Source organism: Vallitalea guaymasensis, from assembly GCF_018141425.1.
Classification (GTDB): domain Bacteria; phylum Bacillota; class Clostridia; order Lachnospirales; family Vallitaleaceae; genus Vallitalea; species Vallitalea guaymasensis.
In genome coordinates, this window is sequence record NZ_CP058561.1 from 1,742,122 (window position 1) to 1,761,703 (window position 19,582).

Here is a 19,582-nt window from a genome sequence, read left to right on the forward strand (position 1 = left end):
ATTTGTACATGGAGTCCCTATTGTAATTAGTAAATAATATGTAATTATAAAAAATATGGAATTTATTTAGTGGATTCTAGAGAAGAGTATTGTTTTCTAATGATGTTTATTATAATTGAGCATATGATTTGTTTTAGCCTAAATAATTATTTATCTTATTTATTATATCATATATACAATTTTTCAGTATAGAATATTCTAAAAATATATCCATTTAAGTTAAATATTATATAATATTAATTTACTGACTATAAATTTTATATTAAAAAAAGCCTGAAAGTATATTTATCTCCCCTTTCAGGCTTAATCTCAATAATTCATTATATTATTTGGATCTAAGATATCTCCCTAATTCTACTTTCTAGAATATGTTCTAATTCTGTATTAAGTAATTCCTTAATCTTCTCTTCCTCACTAGGTGAACTTGAAAATACTGTTATCCTAAGCATATCCTTATAACATTTTGCATTAAACTGCATCCTAGGAACAAATCCAAGCATCTTGTTATTGTTATTTTCTAGCACTAATTCGTTAATAAATTGATCTTCATCTTTCTCAAACTTACCTTGAAAATTATAAATTATGGAATCTTCCAGATTATGCTTTTGCATAAGGTGCTGTATCTTTTTATAATCCTGTGATATTTCATTTCCATATAATAAATTAAAAAAATTGATTCCATATTTGGATGATTTATTTAATTTATCTTGAGCTTGTTCCATTGATTTTCTATCATTAGTTACTAATATTGGAACTAAATCTATAAATTCTCCAATGGTATTGAAATATGTTTTGTCTTCATACTTTCTTCCATAACCAATCATATACATTGGAACTTTAGGAACTCCAAAATATTTTTGACACACATTACTTATAAGATCCAATGACATTTTTGATGGCTCAATTGAGTAATTAGTTGTTTCTATCTCTTTTAAACTTATATCATAATTAAAAGCTGTTACTCTTGCTTCATTATGTTCTAAAGATGAACACTTCATTCTTGATGTATATTTTTCAAATTCATCTAACTCAAAAATATCTATTACATCGTCTTCTGTAATCCAATGTCCCACATTTTTTATTTGTTCCACATAGCTTTCATAACTTTCAACTTCTTCATCTGATATTTCCTCGCCTTTTTCAAGAGCATCATAGTATTCTAATAGTTTTCTTGATAGAATCTCACTACTCATAGCATCAAATATAACATGTGAAAAAGGCAGTACTAAAAGGTATTCTTTTAGATTTTCTTTTACTAATAACATCTTATATAAAAGTGAATTTTCTTTTTCATATCCTCTGGTGAAATATTGTCTTATGTTAATTTTAAGGAATTCTTCCTTGAACTTCAGATTATACTCTGATAAATCTATATAAGGAACTTTAATCCTATCTGGAACATTATGTTCCTGCCAGTAATATTCCTGTTCCTCTTGTACTAATATACTTCTCAATAATCCTTGTTTTGATATTAAATACAGCATTGCTTCTTGTAGAAGTTCAATATCTAAGTAACGTTCAATTTTCAATATAGTTCCTGACTTCTCATTATATTTCAAATGAAACTTTTGACAAGGACAGATTCCGTACTTCCTTACTACATCCTGTTTAATTACAGAATTACTGAAATTAAGTTCTTCCTTTTCTACATTCCCCATTAGTTCTTCACTTGTATCTTTTAAAAGTCCATTCATTAGAGTAAGATTTTCTGAAAACTGTATTGTATCCATTTGCATGGAAGTTTTTTCAGCTAATTGTATTTTAGGTATAGATTTAATAAAATGTGGATATATACTTATATGGAATTTCTCTTTTATAAATCTAGTAACCTCTTTCAATTCTATTGATACTTTATCATCCAAGAATAAAACATAATACTCTTTTCCTTCAACTTCATACTTAATGAATTTATTTTCAACTTCAAATTTACATGTTATCGCTTTTGAAGCTTCATGGGTAGAATTAATTAGAGTGTCTTCCTTATCAACAATACCTAAATGCTCTGATATTTTTTTGATGCTTGGATATCTAAATAAATCATTTATTTTTAGGCTAAGTCCTATCTGTTCACATTTCAACACTAATCTTATTGCTTTTAATGAGTCTCCTCCTAGTTCAAAAAAGTCTTCATTAATTCCAATACTGCTTATCCCTAATATTTCTTTCCATATCTTAACAAGTTCTTCTTCCAATTCATTACGAGCTTCTTCCAAAATTGTATCTTCATTTACCTTGTCAGATAATTTTAACAGAGCTTTTTTATCTATTTTCCCATTGGCATTTAGTGGCATATTTTCAAGTTGTACAAAATAAGCTGGTATCATATAAGCCGGCAATGTTTTTGATAGAAACTCCTTCAAATCTTGAATTTGTAATTTTTTATCAGAGACTATATATGCATAAATGCTTTTATCTTCTTTTCCCGATTCCTTTACTGCTGATACTACTTCTTTTACATTTTCATATTTTAAAATCTGATTCTCTATCTCACCTAATTCTATTCTGAACCCTCTAATCTTCACTTGACTATCTATTCTTCCTAAGAACTCTATATTTCCATCTGGTAACCATCTTGCCAAATCACCAGATTTGTACATTCTTTCCCCATCTGTAAATGGATTTTTTATAAATTTCTCTTGTGTTAGGGATAGATTATTGACATATCCTCTTGCTAATCCTCGTCCTGAAATACATAGTTCCCCTGGTATCCCTACTGGCTGTAGATTTTTATCTTTATCCAGAATATATATTTCTGTATTTGATACAGTTTTTCCTATGGGGATATTTTTATATTCTTCATTTACTGCAAAACTTGTTGTAACTACGGTATTTTCTGTAGGTCCATAGTTGTTGATTAAATCATATCCTTTAGGGTAATATTTCTTTAATTTATCTCCCCCAGCCAGAATTTTTCTTAGACTTTTGAAATTACATTCTTCCACGAATTGCTCACAGATTTGGGTTGGTAAAAAGCTTATAGTAATATCATTATCATTATAGAATTCTTCTATCTTTTTGATATCCAATTTCATGTCATTTTCAATTATGTATATTGTTGCACCAGCTATAAGATAAGGGAATATTTCCCATACAGAAGCGTCAAAGCCTACTCCTGCGTATTTCGTACTTCTATCATTAGCATTTACTCCAAAGTTTTCATTATGCCAAAAACATAAATTGACTAGAGAGCTATGCTCTATCATTACACCTTTTGGTTGACCAGTTGAACCTGATGTGTAAATTACATATGCTAAATCATTAGCTTTTGCTTTAGATTCAGTATACTGTTCACTATATTTTTCTAGGATAGTGCTACTTAATTGATATCTATGTTTTGGAATCTCCTGCTCCCTTTCTTCTTTTTTATCAATCTCAAACAAGGCATCATATCTATATTTAGTTAATTCATTCTGGATTGCACCTATCTTATCAGTGAATTTCACACTTTTTATACCCTTAATATCTGTGACTATATCTTCAAAAAAGCTTCTTGAAACAAACAGTTCGTTGGAAAAATCTGTTTTTGTTCTATAATTTGACTCAGAATGATTGTTCTTAAAGTCCATTAGTGATTTTATCAGTTCTTCTTTTGAATCTTGGTCCATTACATCACCAATAAATAGAAGACCCTTTTCTCCTAGCTTGTCCACCACCTTATTTATAACTTTTCTTAGGTAGTTATGTCCATGAAAACATTGAATTACGCTGTTTATAATCACTATATCAAAGTTGTTGTCATCAAGCTTATCTATTTCACCTGCTTGGAGACAAGCTAACTTAATATTTGTAATCTGTTCTTTTTCTACCTTTTTCTTGTTTTTCTCTATAATACTATTCGAGAGGTCTGTACCATAATACATACTTACTAAGGGAGCAATTCTATACATACTTAGACCTGATGCACAACCTATCTCCAGTACTTTTACATCTTTATGAAGATAAGGCTTAAGCTTTTTAAAAATGTTACTTGAGTACTCATCCATTTCTTCTTTTGATAAGTCTTCACCGGTGTAACTATTTTTCCATCCACCAGCTTCAATGTCATCAACTGCATCATCTGCAACCTGCTGCCAAAGAAGTGTATTCATCAATTGATTCTTTTCCTTCTCGTCGGCTTCATAAACATTTTCTTCGTCTAAACATAGATATGTGCTGAATGTTTTACACTCCCATTGAAGTCTGTTCAATACTCTTATATGGTCTGTAGTAGATAGCATCATCTCTATTTTAGCATCGTTGATTATATATTTTATTCTTTCCTCTGGATACTCTGGGTCAATTGGAACGTAGGCGCCACCAGCTTTTAATATACCTAGTATTGCAATAAGCATTTTTTCACTGCTATCCATTAAAATACCTATTAGAAAATCAGAAGCTCTATCCTCTTTTTCTCTAATATAATTAGCCAATCTATTTGACTTTTGATCTAACTCTCGATATGTATATTCAATTCCTTCACATACAACAGCAGTTCTATCTGGAGTTTTTTTAGCTTGTTCCATAAATAAATCATGGATTGCTTTATCCAAGGGATATAATCTTTTTGTGTCGTTAAAGTCATATAATACTTTTTGCTTTTCCTCTTCTGTTATAATCTTTATGTCTTTTATTTTAATTCTAGGATTTCCAGTGACTTCATTCATAACTTGATTCATATGTTTTTCTATATTAATTACAGCTTCTTTTGAATAAACAGCCTCATTGTAACTGAGACGAATTTTCATTTTGTTTCCTGGAACTACAATTATATTAAAGTCATAATTAATCTGTTCATATATATCAATATCATTAATCCTGAATCCTAATAAATCATCTCTACCAAAGAAACCATTGATATCATCTTGTAAAGGATAATTTTCAAAACCAACTAAATGGTTAATGAGGTTATTCCCCAAATATGAGTTAGATTGTATCTCTGATATTGGAACGTAATGGTATCTAGTTGAAGAGGTCGCTTCTTCATGGATTTTCCTGATTAATTCTTGGAAGTTCATTTCTTGATCACAGTTTATTCGAACTGGAATTGTGTTTACAAAAAGTCCTACCATTTCTTCTATTCCAGTTATTTCAGGCGGTCTGCCAGATACTACAGAACCAAATACAATATCATTGGTATTATTATACTTTTGAAGCATGACTCCCCACAAAGACTGGAAAACAGTATTTTCTGTTACCTTATTGTCTTTTGCAATAAGTCTTAATTTCTCTGTTATTCCTTCTTCTATTTCGAATATATGTTCTTTTAGTACATATTTCTCTTCAGTAACATTACTTGTAAAATTAGGAACTATAGATTCTGTTTCAATACCTTCAAGATACTTGTCCCAATATTCAATGGCATCCTCTTTGTTTTGTTTATAGAACCATTGTATATAGTCACTATATGGATGAATCTCTTTATTATCCAATTCCTGTTTTTCTTTTAAGGCTACATATATTTCAAATAATTCCTTGATGACAATTGCTAGACACCAACCATCCATTATAATATGATGAAAGCTTAGCACCAATCCGTAAGAATTGCCATCTTTTTTTATTACAGACATCCTTATGAGGGTATCTTTTGTTAAGTCAAAACCTCTTTTGATATCATCTTTTTTAAATTCCTCTATATAATCTACTCTATCTTTTTCATCTAAATCTGATATATCCTTAAATAATATATCTGAAGCTCTTTTTGCTAGTACAACCTGTTTTGGCTTATCAATCTTATCGTATACAATAGCTGTTCTTAGAATTTCATATCTTTCAAGTAATATATTAAAGCTTTCTTGCAATATCTCTATATCAAGTTGACCCTCCAGATGAAAGAGTATTTGTTCAAAATACACACTTGAACTTGTTCCATTCATAGCATGAAACAGCATACCCTCCTGCATTGGAGTCAATGAATATATCTTTTGAATCTTACTATTTTTTCTCAATTAATACATCTCCTTTCTTTCCATAAAATATTCAAGAGGGACTGTGGGATAATACACAGCCCCTTTAACGTACCTCATTCATTCCAACTTAATCAATCGAACAAACTATTTATATTCTCAAGCTCTTCAATAGAAAGTGTATCATCATCACCAAAATCACTTGGAGTTAATTCTACAGTATCTTTATCTAGGCAATGGACTAATATATCTTCTAGATTTTTTATATAATTATCTGCAAAAGTTTTGATAGTATCTTCATTGTATTCCTTTTGATTATAGCTGATATCTAACATCAACTTACCTTCTGACACTTTTCCATTTATCTCAATGGCATGTTCCTTTTCTAGTTTATGGCTTATAGCTTGTCCTGTTGATAAGGATGAAATACTGAATACTTGTGTTTCATCTTGAATATCAAACTGTCCTAAATAGTTGAAGCATATTTCTGCTTTTTTAGTGAACTGGATTTCTTTATGCAATTTGGACTCAGTTAAGTATTTTAGTATTCCATATCCTACTCCTTTATTAGGTACATTCCTCAAAGTCTCTTTTATATTTTTTATTTGATAGGATATGTCTTCTGATTTTGCCATATCAAATATTACAGGGTACATTGATGTGAACCATCCTACTGTTCTTGTGATATCTATATCTTCTATGATTTCTTCTCGTCCGTGACCTTCCAACTGAATAAGTACATTATCTTTGTCTGTCCAGTTTTTCACAGTTAAGCATAAAGCAGTTATCAAAATATCGTTTATTTCAGTGTTATATGCTTTGTTTACATCCTTAAGTAACTGTTCTGTTTTAGCTTCTGATATGGATGCATGAACTGTTTTACTATCAGCTGCCATATTTTTATCTATGATTCTATCTTTAGGTAAAGATTCAACAGGTGCATCTTCTATTGTCTGCCAATAACTAATTTCTTTTAACGCCTTATTGCTATTTGCATAGACTTGAAGCTTATTTGCCCATTCCTTATACGAATCTGTTTTTCTAGTGAACTGTATTTCTTTATTGGATAATACTTGTTCATATCCTAGAGCTAAATCTTCCAATAGTATCCTCCATGATATTCCATCTACTACCATATGGTGGATAACAATTAGCAGATAATCTCCTTTATATGTTTTAAAAATTGCCAATCCAAAGAGTGGTCCTTCATTCAAATCTAAACTCCTATGTATTCTATCAGCTTCTTCTTTTATCACTTGTTCATAGTTTAGATTATATCTGAGATCTTTTTCCATGATAGTTATCTCAGCATCTTCTATAGGCTTACAATACTGTGATATTTCATTATCATCACTACAATATCTCATTCTCAAAGCATCATGATGTTCAGTTATCTTCTTAAATACTTTTTTGACAACATCTGATTGGAAGCCATCTTTTTTATACAACATGACAGCTTGATTAAAATGATTTATCTCTTCTGTATTCTGCTGCAAAAACCATTTTTGTATTGGTGTTAAAGGTACTTGCCCTGTAACAGCTCCTTGTTCTATTTGTCTATCAGATACTCTCACCTTTCTAGATAATTCTTTTATCGTAGGATTTTTGAGTAAATCTTTTATTTCTATTTTCAGGTTTATTGTGTTCATACGAGATACTATCTGTATGGCTTTTATAGAATCTCCTCCAAGATCAAAGAAGTTATCACCAATTCCTATCTTGCTTATGCCTAAAACCTCACTCCATATAGTAGATAACTTTTCTTGGATTTCATTATTAGGTTCTTCATAAGTGTTACCAATATTAATACTTCCATCTGGCATAGGAAGTGCTTTTCTGTCCAACTTTCCATTACTTGTTATTGGCATCTTAGGAATCTGTATAAAATATGAAGGAATCATATATGCTGGTAATAAATCTCCTAAATATTTTCTTAGCTTAGCTACAGTCAAATCCTTTTCTGCCACTATATATGCACATAGATATTTATTTTTACCTTCACCATCTCTTGCCATGACATATACTTCTTTTATGGAACTATGTTGAAGTAATTGATATTCTATTTCTCCTATTTCTATCCTATAGCCTCTTATTTTCACTTGTTGGTCTTTTCGTCCTAAAAACTCCATGTTACCATCGTGCATCCATCTAGCTATGTCCCCTGTCTTGTACATTTTTTCATTACTTTCTTGTACAAAAGGATTTGGTATGAATCTTTCATTTGTTTGTTTTAGGTCATTTGCATATCCTGTTGCAAGGCATTCCCCTCCGATATACAAATCTCCTGCTACTCCCATTGGACAAGGGTTCAAATTGGAATCCAATATATAATATTTAGCATTTTGAATAGGCTTTCCATAAGGTATGCTTATCCAATCAGGGTCAACTTTTTCTATTTCATAATAATTAGACCATATTGTCGCTTCTGTTGCTCCACCAAGACTGATTACATCAACTCCCGGAAATGCTTTTCTCATTATGTCTGGAAGAGTTACAGGAATCCAGTCTCCGCTCTGGAAAATCAACCTAAATCTGTAGTTCTTAACAAGTTCCTTATCTTCACTGATTAATGGTACAAGCTGTTGTAATGCTGCTGGAGCAGAATCCCAGAAAGTAATTGGTTCTTCTAGGATGATATCAAGCAATTTTTGTGCATCCTTAACTTCGTTCTTGGATGCAATCCTTATGGAACCTCCTGACGCTAGAATTCCAAATATATCGTATACTGATAAGTCAAAACATAAAGAGGTAATAAATAATATTTGATCTTTTTCATTTATACTGAATTTATTGTTTACCCATTCAATCAAATTTATTGCTGGTTGATGTTTTTCAACTACTCCTTTTGGTGTTCCTGTTGAACCAGAAGTATATATTATGTAAGCTATATCCTGTGGAGTACTCATTCTACCTAAGTTCTCTGTTGGAAGACCTATAAGTTCGCTAGGTGTAACAATCTTATCATCTTCAAAATTCACATCTTCTTGGGTATCAATACAGATTACATTTTGTATTTCATCATTTTCTTTTTGTAACTCTTTTATTAACTCTATTTGCTCACATTGTGTTACTATACAAGAGATATTGCTATTTTTAATTATTGTCCCTATTCTTGTTAGTGGGAAATTAGGGTCTATAGGCACATAAGCTCCACCAGACTTAAGTATTCCCATTACTCCTATAATCATTTCCATGGAACGCTCTACGATTATCGCTACTGGTATACCTGCTTCTACTCCTTTTTTCTTAAGAAAAACTGCTAATTGGTTGGCTCTTTCATTTAACTCTCTATATGTTATTTCTTTTCCTTCAAAAACAGCCGCTAGATTATAAGGTGTTTTTTCTACTTGTTCTTCAAATAGTTGATGCATTGTCTTATGTCTTGAATAATCAGCTTTTGTATCGTTGAAATCATATAGAACCTTTTTCTTTTCAGATTCATCAATAATATCTATTTGCTTAATTGAAGTTGTAGAATCTTCAACTATCTGTGTTAATATTCTACCAAAACTTGCTGCGAACTTTTCTATAGTTTCCTTTTTATATAACTTGGTACAATATTCAAAAGTACATTCCAATCCTTCTTTACTCTCGTACACAAGTAGCGTTAAATCAAACTTTGCTATCTTAGAGTTAAAATCATATGGAACAAAACTTAGACCAGATATATCAGCATCACGTATATCTACATTCTGCCAAGCTACCATAGTATCAAACAAAGGATTTCTACTAAAATCTTTTTCTAGATCAAGGCGAACTACTAACTCTTCAAATTGGTAATCTTGGTTTTCATATGCTTCTAAGAATTTCTGTTTTACTTCTGTTAAGAATGCTATGAAATCCTTATCTGGCTTAGGGAAATTTCGTAGTGCTATGGTATTAACGAACATTCCAACTATATTTTGGAATGACTCATGAGTTCTGCCTACTACAGGTGAACCTATAATTATATCCTCTTGTCCTGTGTATTTTGACAGCAGTACATTATATGCAGCAACGATTGTCATGTACAATGTTGAGCCTGTTTTAGCTGCTATTTCTTTTAATTGTGCTGTCACTTTCTTATCTAATCTGAAGTTTATTTTATCTCCTTCAAAGCTTTGTTCAGATGGTCTTTGATAATCTGTTGGCATATTAAGTACTGGTATCTCCCCTGCCAATTCTTTTAACCAATATTCTTCTTGCTTTTTCGCAAGATCTGTTGTTAAAAACTTATTTTGCCATTCTGAAAAATCTTTATATTGTAATGTAAGCTCATCTAATTTTTCACCTTTGTATAGTTCTCCTATTTCTTTTAGGATAATTTCCATTGTAACTCCATCTGACACTATATGATGAATGTCAAGAAGCATAGCATATCTCTCTTCTTTTAATTTCACTAGAGTAACCCTTAGAAGTGGAGGCTTATTCAACACAAATGGTCTTAAGAACTCTTTAATTATATTTTCAAGCTCTTCTTCATCTTTTTCAATAAACTCCATCTTGAAATCAATTTCTTCGTGAATCTTCTGCATAGGAATTCCATCTATAATCTCAAATGAAGTTCTTAGTGCTTCGTGCCTTTTTATCAGCTGTTTAAACACATTTTCAAATTTTTCTATATCAAGTTTTCCTTCAATGATAGTTACAGAAGGCATGTTATAATTCATGCTGTTATCCTTGAATTGTTTTATGACAAATAATCTTTTTTGTGCAGAGGACAGTTCATAATAATCTTTTTCTTCTGTAGCAGTTAATGCTATATATTCTGTTTTGTTTTTTTGCTGGATTTGTTTCGCTAATGTTTTTATATTACTGTAATCAAACATATCTCGTAGTGTTATTTCAACATTCAACTCTTTTTGTATTTCTGATATGATTCTTACAGCGTTTAATGAATCTCCTCCAATATTAAAGAAATTGTCATTTATTCCTATCTTATTTATTCCTAAAACGTTTCTCCATATGGATACTAACTTCTCTTGGGTTTCATTTGTAGGTTCTTTATAGACCTCTCCTGTATTTATGCTTTCTCCTGGTAATGGAAGAGCCTTTCTGTCTATCTTTCCGTTACTTGTTAATGGCATTCCATCAATCTGTATGAAATAAGAAGGAATCATATAGGCTGGTAACAAATCTGATAGATATTGTCTCAATTCTGCTACAGTCATCTCTTTATCTGCTACTATATATGCACATAGATATTTGTTTTTACTATCACTTTTACTTTCGTCCCTTTTGGCAAGAACCAAAGTCTCCTTAATCGACTCATGCTGAAGTAATTGATATTCTATTTCTCCTATTTCTATTCTATAGCCTCTTATTTTGACTTGATGGTCTTTCCTGCCTAAGAACTCCATATTACCATCATGCATCCATCTAGCTAAATCCCCTGTCTTGTACATTTTTTCATTACTTTCTTGTACAAAAGGATTTGGTATGAATCTTTCATTTGTTTGTTTTATGTCATTTGCATATCCTGTTGCAAGGCATTCCCCTCCGATATACAAATCTCCTGCTACTCCCATTGGACAAGAGTTCAAATTGGAATCCAATATATAATATTTAGCATTCTGAATAGGCTTTCCATAAGGTATGCTTATCCAATCAGGGTCAACTTTTTCTATTTCATAGTAGTTTGACCATATTGTCGCTTCTGTTGCTCCACCAAGGCTGATTACATCAACGCCTGGGAACACTTTTCTCATTATGTCTGGAAGAGTTACAGGAATCCAGTCACCGCTTTGGAAAATCAATCTAAATCTGCCGTTCTTAACAAGTTCCTTATCTTCACTGATTAATGGTACAAGCTGTTGTAATGCCGCTGGAGCAGAATCCCAGAAAGTAATTGGTTCTTCTAGGATGATATCAAGTAATTTCTGTGCGTCCTTAACTTCATCCCCAGATGCAATTCTTATGGAACCTCCTGACGCTAGAATTCCAAATATATCATATACTGATAGGTCAAAACATAAAGAAGTAATAAATAATATTTGATCTTTTTCATTTATACTGAATTTGTTGTTTACCCATTCAATCAAATTTATTGCTGGTTGATGTTTTTCAACTACTCCTTTTGGTGTTCCTGTTGAACCAGAAGTATATATTATGTAAGCTATATCCTGTGGAGTACTCATTTTACCTAAGTTTTTTGTTGGAAGACCAATAAGTACACTAGCTGTTACAATCTTATCATCATTGAAATTTATATCTTCTTGGGTATCAATACAGATTACATTTTGTATATCATCATTTTCTTTTTGTAACTCTTGTATTAACTCTATTTGCTCACATTGTGTTACTATACAAGAGATATTACTATTTTTAATTATTGTCCCTATTCTTGTTAGTGGGAAATTAGGGTCTATAGGCACATAGGCTCCACCGGACTTAAGTATTCCCATTACTCCTACAATCATTTCCATGGAACGTTCTACAATTATGGCTACTGGCGTGCCTGCCTCTACTCCCTTTTCTTTTAGAAAGACTGCTAATTGGTTCGCTCTTTCATTTAACTCTCTATATGTTATATCTTTTCCTTCAAAAACAGCCGCTAGATTATTAGGTGTTTTTTCTACTTGTTCTTCAAAAAGTTCATGCATTGTTTTTTGTCTTGAATAATCAGTTTTTGTATCATTAAAATCATATAGTATTTTTTTCTTTTCTTCATCATTCAATATTTCATAGTGAGCTATTGCATCACAAGTATTGTTCACTACATCTTCTAATAAGACCTTAAAGTATGACATAACTTTTTCTATAGGGAAGTTTTTATCAAATACATCAAATCTATAGTCAAAATCTATTTCTACATCTTGTCCATCAGCATACTCTCTTATAAATATAGCTAATGCATTTTCTTCACTCTTATTTACTAGAGGACAAGTGACTGTTCTATGTCCTGCAAATCGTTTATCAAAATCAAACTTTTCAAAGGATAAGGTGACGTCAAATATGTTTCCCTTGGTTTCTGAATCTTTTTTTGCCAATTTCAGAATTTCTCCTAAAGGAAATTTTTTATGCCTGTAACACCGTAATAGTTCTAATTTTATTTTATTTAAAACAATATCAAAGCTCTCGCTTTCATCACAATTAATCCTTAGAGGTATTAAATTAACAAAAAGCCCTAAGGTATTTTTTTGTACCGCATTTTTTCTATTAAGAATAGGTACTCCTACAATGAACTCATTTTTGTCATATATCTTGCTGAAACATAAATATAAAATACCTAGCATGTAATGGAATGTTGAACAACCCTTTTCCTTAGTATATTTCATAATCTTTTCATAGATATCCCATTTTACTATTAGTGTTTTTCTAGCACTTGTAATTGTTCCCTGCATTTTTGCAGCATTTCTCTTCATAAGAAGTTCTGGTACTTCTTTGTAATAATCATTCCAAAAATCAGCATTTTTCTTATATGTATCAGATTCCATATAATTTATGTTATCCATGATAAAGTTGACATACGAATTGCTTTTCTGTTCACCTATTCTTTGTACTAATATTTCTTCCTTAGTATCATCTTCGTTTATAAGACGATTATATATGTTAACCATCTTACCCATTGCAAGAGAACATCCCCATCCATCTGTAATTACATGGTGTTTCAGCATATACCAGTAAAATAAATTTTCATTTACCTTTATAAGACTATATTTGAATAGAAAATTATTATATAAGTCAAATGGTTTGATGGTTTCATTTTCAATCCATTCCAAACATTCTTTTATAGGATTATTTTCTTTTGAAAAGTCATGGAAATCAACATGATAATTTAATTGAGGATGAATTTTCTGATAATATTGACCGTCTTTTTTTATTATATTTATACGTAAAGCGTCATTTTCTTCGATTAGGATATTAATAGCTTTTTGAAATATCTCATATTCTACGCTTCCTTCTATAACAAAATAGGCTCCAATATTATATAACTGTCTATTTGGATACAAGCATTGTTGAATCCAAATATCTCTTTGATATGATGTAAGTGGATATAGATTTTCTTCTTTTAAAACATCTGTACTTTGATTTTTAGGCATAGTTTTCCCCCTTTTTTTATTGGAGATCTTAAATATCCAGGTAGATATTGTAATCACTCATTTTAGTAACAGATTAGCTTTTATAAATTGTTGTATTTGTTGTAAAGATTGCATTATTAGTTGCAACTACAACATATTATCATAATATGTAATATATATCAATAATACATGTGGAAAAATGCCTAAATATTTTATAATAATTTACTTTATTATAATTATTTTGTACTTTCTATATAGTTTATCTATTTTGATAATTAAACCAATATTTATGTTTATTCTTAATATTTAATAGCTGTTTTAAGGATATACATATTAATTTAACGTTAAACTAAATAAGTTGTTTATAATTTCAAGTAATCTATTTAATAAGTGAATTAGTTTTGTTGCATTAAAAAAAAGTCAATATGAATTATCATATCAACTTCTTTAGATGTTAATTTTATTGTTTGCTTAAACTCACATAATATCTTAGCTAGAAAAAAAATTACACAAACTTCATTAACTGATGATTGAGTAAATTAGGTAATTAGAAAATAAAATCAGCTATTAAGTTATATTCTTTAATCTTCTTTCTAACAATTTACTTTTTATATTTATAAGGTATCGTCTTTCTTCTTCACTTAAAATGGAAGTTAAAATTTTAGAATCAACAAATTCTGTTATTTCTTCAATTGACCTTCCTTTTCTTATTAAATAATCCAAATATTTAATATCTTCTATACTTACATCTCCCTGTGGAAAAGGTAAATTTCTAAATTCTGATGGTGTTAATTCACACACACCTCCACCATAAAATCTACCATTATATTCACACATAGTCATCGTTAATGAATTATAAAAGCAAAATGCCAATTTCCTTAAATCAATTCCTTCTTTACCGAATATGTTATAACCTATATCTGTAGTATAACAATTTGCTTCATTAATAATCATTCTTGGATATAAATGATACCTTTTAAAAAAAATCAATTCACCTATTTCTCCTAATCTTATATCGTACCATCTTTTTCTCAATGAACACTTATATCTATTATTGACTTTATTTTGTTGTCCACTTTTTATATATTTATTCATTTTATATGAAAATTCTTTACGCTTTGTTTTTGATAAGTTTAAAACATAAGCTTTTTTATTATTATTAATAATATCTATGTGATCTTCTAAACTAAATATTAATTTATTACTTACTTCAGAACTTTTAGAAATAATTTTTCTTTTATTCTTATAAAATCCATATTTATAAACTTCCTCTTTCGTCAATAAGAAATAACTATTTGCTCCAGTTACGATTCCAGGTTTAGAAGTAAATAGTTCACTTCCTTTTGAAAACCTTTGGCAAACATCTTTTAAAAAATCAAGTTCATTGTCATTTAATATTGAATTAGACCATTTATTAATAGGTTTATTACGTTCAATAATGCCTTGATGTACAGGTATTTCATTTGTTGAAATTTTATTATAAATTTCCAAAGAAATATAAGGTTCTATTCCTTTATTCCTAAATTTATTGGTATTAGATAATAATACCAAACAGATTTCCTGATCTATATCATTAAAAGCTTTTTCATTAAAAATAATAATATTAATATATTTAAAATGCTCTTCTAGCCAATTTCTTAAAGGCATAGCATAATTTACTTGTAAAAATTCATAAGGTAAAACAAAAAAAATACTACCATCTTTTTTTACTAATTCTACAGATTTAAGTATAAAATAAACCCACATATTTTTACATATCTTTTCTGTTAATCCCCATTTTTTTGCAAGTTTAATTCCCTTTTCATTTTGTGATTTTGGGATACTCTTCTTATTAATATAAGGTGGATTACCAATAATTAAATCATATGGTGCATTTTGTTTATAATCTAAATAATCACTATGATGACATTCAATATTTTGTAAATTCAAGTCTAATAGATAATCAATTTTATCTTTATATAATTCAATTACATCTGTCTTCATAAAACTTGACGATAAATAATCTAGGAAAATACCATCTCCAGCTGAAGGTTCTAAAGCTTTATTATGATTAATTTTATCATCTATGTATGTGGTCATAAACTCCATAAGTTTTCTAGGAGTATAAAAAGATCCTGTATCTTTATTATTCATATTAATTCCCTTTTTTCTTTTAAAATATTAGTCATATTATCAAATTGTGTCTGAAAAAGATAGAATTTTTCTAGATATTCTGTCCGTTCCTCGCCTTCTAATTTATCAATTTTCTTTTTTAAAATCTCTATCTCCTTTTTAATACATGTAGCTTTCCAAATTAATGAAGTTAATCTATATTCAAATTTAAATATATCATACATATAGTTCCCTAAACTGGTTAAAGGAATTATTTCACCATTGCTATTCCTTTTTAAATGAGTATCATATTCTTCTGTTGCAGGATCAATGTAACCTTTTTGGCCATCATGAATGTCATTTATATTATCAAGTGGCCAATCATTCCATTTGTTTCTGTTACATACTCTACATGAATAAACCAAATTACTATATTCACTTATCATATTTTCTTGCTTAAATTTCTTACATGCATCTACAGGAATTAAATGGTCAATTTGATGTTCACATCTCATGTAATTAAAATCTTTACCACAATAACCGCACATATTTTGAAAATCTTCGACTAATTCTTTCTTGTAAGATGTATACCTTTTCTTTTTTCTGTATTTTGCCCTCCTCCTTAAAATTTTATCTCCATGTACTCTCATATTATCACCTTTTATCCAAAGAATTCTTTAAATCATCTAATAACTCAAGCATTGAATCTAATTTTTTTTCAGTTTCTTTATATAAAAAATAATCTGGTAACTCATCAACATATTGATAGGCCTTTAACACTTTATAAAGCGTATGAAATTTTAATTCTTCATCTGCAATTAGATCTTCTTTTTTTCTTTTAACAAATAATTTTTTATAATCCTCTAAATCAATTTCTAATCTTTTAGTAAAACACTCTATACTATTTTTTATTTTATCAATAAATGCAACAAACTCCTCTGAATCATAATCTTCTTGAAAAATCTCCTTATCCTGTATAAATGTTGACGGTACAACTTTTTCAGAAATACCACTTTCTGCATAATGAGTCAATAAAAAACAAGGAAATGAAGGAATAATATCATTAATATCTTTTATAACATGAGTACCATAGATTTTTGATTTTAATTTTAATAAATCATAGTCTACAAAGAGACATTGCAACCCCCTATCCATTATTACATTAACTAAATCACTTACTGCTTGTACATCATCAATATCTTTTAACGTTACTAATTCAATATCATGCTTCTTTAAGTTTCTTTTTATATTACTTTCATAATCGTATTCATCATCTAAATATCCAATTAATAAACTCAATTTTTCTGACCTCCTTTAAAGTATAAGATAATTTGAAATCCTTCTTTTAGAGTAGAATTACTTGATAAGTCAATATATCCATTATATTCTTGTATAATATTCTTTACAATCCACAGACCCATTCCAGTCCCAATTAACTCATTATTACCATTACGTCTATCAGTAACATTTTGTTCTAATATTTCATCAGGATTTTCCTTGAATGCTTCACTTAATCCAGGTCCGTTATCTTCATATTTTATGTAGTTATACTCACTATTATACCCTAAACTTATTTTTATTTTGGGAGCTTGAATCCCCGCAATTTTAAATGCAGAGAAACTATTTGTTACCAAATTATTTATTATGCTTTCAAAGTCAAATGCAAAACACCTTAGTGTAACTTCTGCTTGTTTTATTACTTTATATTCAATAATATCTTTTTGAGCATCTCTCCACATAAGAATTGTATTCTCAATCAGTTCGTAAAGATTTATCTTCTTCCTTTTTCTTTTATCCTTCTTTACAGAATCTAAAGTAACCTTAAACCAAGATGTAAAGTCTTTCCTTAGCTTTCTTAATTTTTTTAGTTCTTTTATTGCACCATCTTGATTATTATCCTCTTGAAGTAATTCGTAAGCTTCTTTAATTCCCATATTCATTTTTGTAGTTAATGCTTTTATTTCATGAATATAAGTATTAACTACCACCCCAGTTGTAGCCAGTGTTCTTAGTAAACCCATCTCAGTTTCTAAACTCTCAATACGTTCTTCCTGATACTCAATAGCTTTTTTGAAATTATTATAGGTTTCCTTTTCATCTTTTTGCTCACTATAATTATTGTTATACTCATTATTTTTTTCATTATTCCGAGTATCATTATTTGCATCTTTTCGTTCTAATTTTTCTAAAGCTAATTTTGCTAATTCAAGTGCTTTTTCCCCTTCGGCAACTTTCTTTTGGTATGTGTCAAGTTTTCTTATAACATATTGTCTATCATATTCAAAGTAACTAATAATTTTTGTAATAAATTCTCTAAACAATATAAACTCTGAAGTTTCTACTATTCCTTCACGACTAGACTTATCTGGTAAAGCACGATTCAATCTTGAAATAAATACCTGCCCACACATCTGATTTGCTTGAACTCGCCAAGAACCACTTTTATGAGATATTGCAGCCGGAGATTCTGCCTTACGAGTTGATAAATTTAACCAATCATAACCAGAAGTATCATAAAACCCATATGGTCTAACAATAAAGTTATCCCTATATATTTTTATACCACTAATTTCTTTAAAATTAGCTTTTCTTGATGTAAATTCTTTATAGAAATATCTATCTGCATATTTTTCTTGATACCTTAATTTATAGAAATATATATCACCACTAATTTCACCTAAGTTATCTATATTATCCGCCCCTGGCAAAAGCTTTTTAAGATTAGTATTAATAATAATTGGCTTTCCTTTAAAATAATTTCTATCCTCATTAGTAAAAAAAGCATCATTCATTATCTTCTCAAATTTATTACCAAAGTCAAATTCATTTCTATTGATTGTTACTGTACATTGATTATTATTATATAGTTCAAAATTTATTTTATAGTCGTATGTGTCCAAGAAAGCAGATTTAATTATAGATTCTTTCATTGTAGATGATTCTTCAAAAAAATATAGTTTAAATCCGTTTCTATTATCTGGTGGTAATAGTTTTGACAAAGTATTTCTAATATGAACTATTATCCCAGAATTCCACTCGTCTCTTAAACCAGTTAATCTAAAACATGTACCAGTATTTTTCAACTCTCTATTTACTAATTTTATAACATTCGAATTTTTTACAAATTTCAAAAATGAACAAAGACTCTCATTAGATGAATTTAGCTCTGCATAAGTTTCAGTAATTAATGCATTTTCTCCAAAATCATCCCAATTTAAAGTCCATTGAAAATTTGAATCTTCACTTATAGTATGCATAATGCAGTTACTTGAGATTCTATCTAAAGCAAATCTACCAATCCCTTTTTCTCCAGTTTTAATACGACCTGATATTGTTTTAAAGTTAGTTGTTTTAGTCGAATTACCTATGGTCATCCAATTATCTATAACTATCTTTTCTGTCATACCAATTCCATTATCTGCTATTACTAATGAATTGGTTGTCTTCTCATAGTATAGAATACATACACTTGCATCTGCATCATATGTGTTCTTTATTAATTCTGTTAAAGCACCACCTAAATTTGATACATTTTCTCTTCCTATCAAACGTGCTGTTCTTGCACTAACATTAAATGGAATTTTTGCCATCCGACCATCACTCATTTCC

The 19,582-nt window shown here is 29.4% G+C and carries 6 protein-coding genes; all 6 read right to left on the reverse strand.

Going from position 1 to position 19,582, the window contains the following annotated elements:
- Positions 1 to 335: 335 nt before the first annotated feature.
- Positions 336 to 5,924 (reverse strand): non-ribosomal peptide synthetase, encoded by a 5,589-nt coding sequence (locus HYG85_RS07875; protein ID WP_212693026.1) that lies wholly within the window; start codon positions 5,922 to 5,924, stop codon positions 336 to 338.
- A 92-nt stretch (positions 5,925 to 6,016) separates the two neighbouring features.
- Complete coding sequence (locus HYG85_RS07880) at positions 6,017 to 13,903, reverse strand: non-ribosomal peptide synthetase (protein ID WP_212693027.1); 7,887 nt, start codon at positions 13,901 to 13,903, stop codon at positions 6,017 to 6,019.
- 546 nt (positions 13,904 to 14,449) lie between these two features.
- The gene (locus HYG85_RS07885; protein WP_212693028.1) at positions 14,450 to 16,015 is read right to left on the reverse strand and encodes an Eco57I restriction-modification methylase domain-containing protein; all 1,566 of its coding nucleotides are present in this window, start codon (positions 16,013 to 16,015) and stop codon (positions 14,450 to 14,452) included.
- Positions 16,012 to 16,623 (reverse strand): HNH endonuclease, encoded by a 612-nt coding sequence (locus tag HYG85_RS07890; protein WP_212693029.1) that lies wholly within the window; start codon positions 16,621 to 16,623, stop codon positions 16,012 to 16,014. Before HYG85_RS07890 ends, HYG85_RS07885 begins: the two co-directional genes overlap by 4 nt.
- Positions 16,624 to 16,627: 4 nt before the next feature.
- Positions 16,628 to 17,272, reverse strand: coding sequence for a hypothetical protein (locus tag HYG85_RS07895; protein WP_212693030.1), 645 nt, complete (start codon positions 17,270 to 17,272; stop codon positions 16,628 to 16,630).
- On the reverse strand, positions 17,269 to 19,563 hold the full coding sequence (locus HYG85_RS07900; protein WP_212693031.1) for a sensor histidine kinase: 2,295 nt from the start codon (positions 19,561 to 19,563) through the stop codon (positions 17,269 to 17,271). Before HYG85_RS07900 ends, HYG85_RS07895 begins: the two co-directional genes overlap by 4 nt.
- Between the last annotated feature and the right edge of the window lie 19 nt (positions 19,564 to 19,582).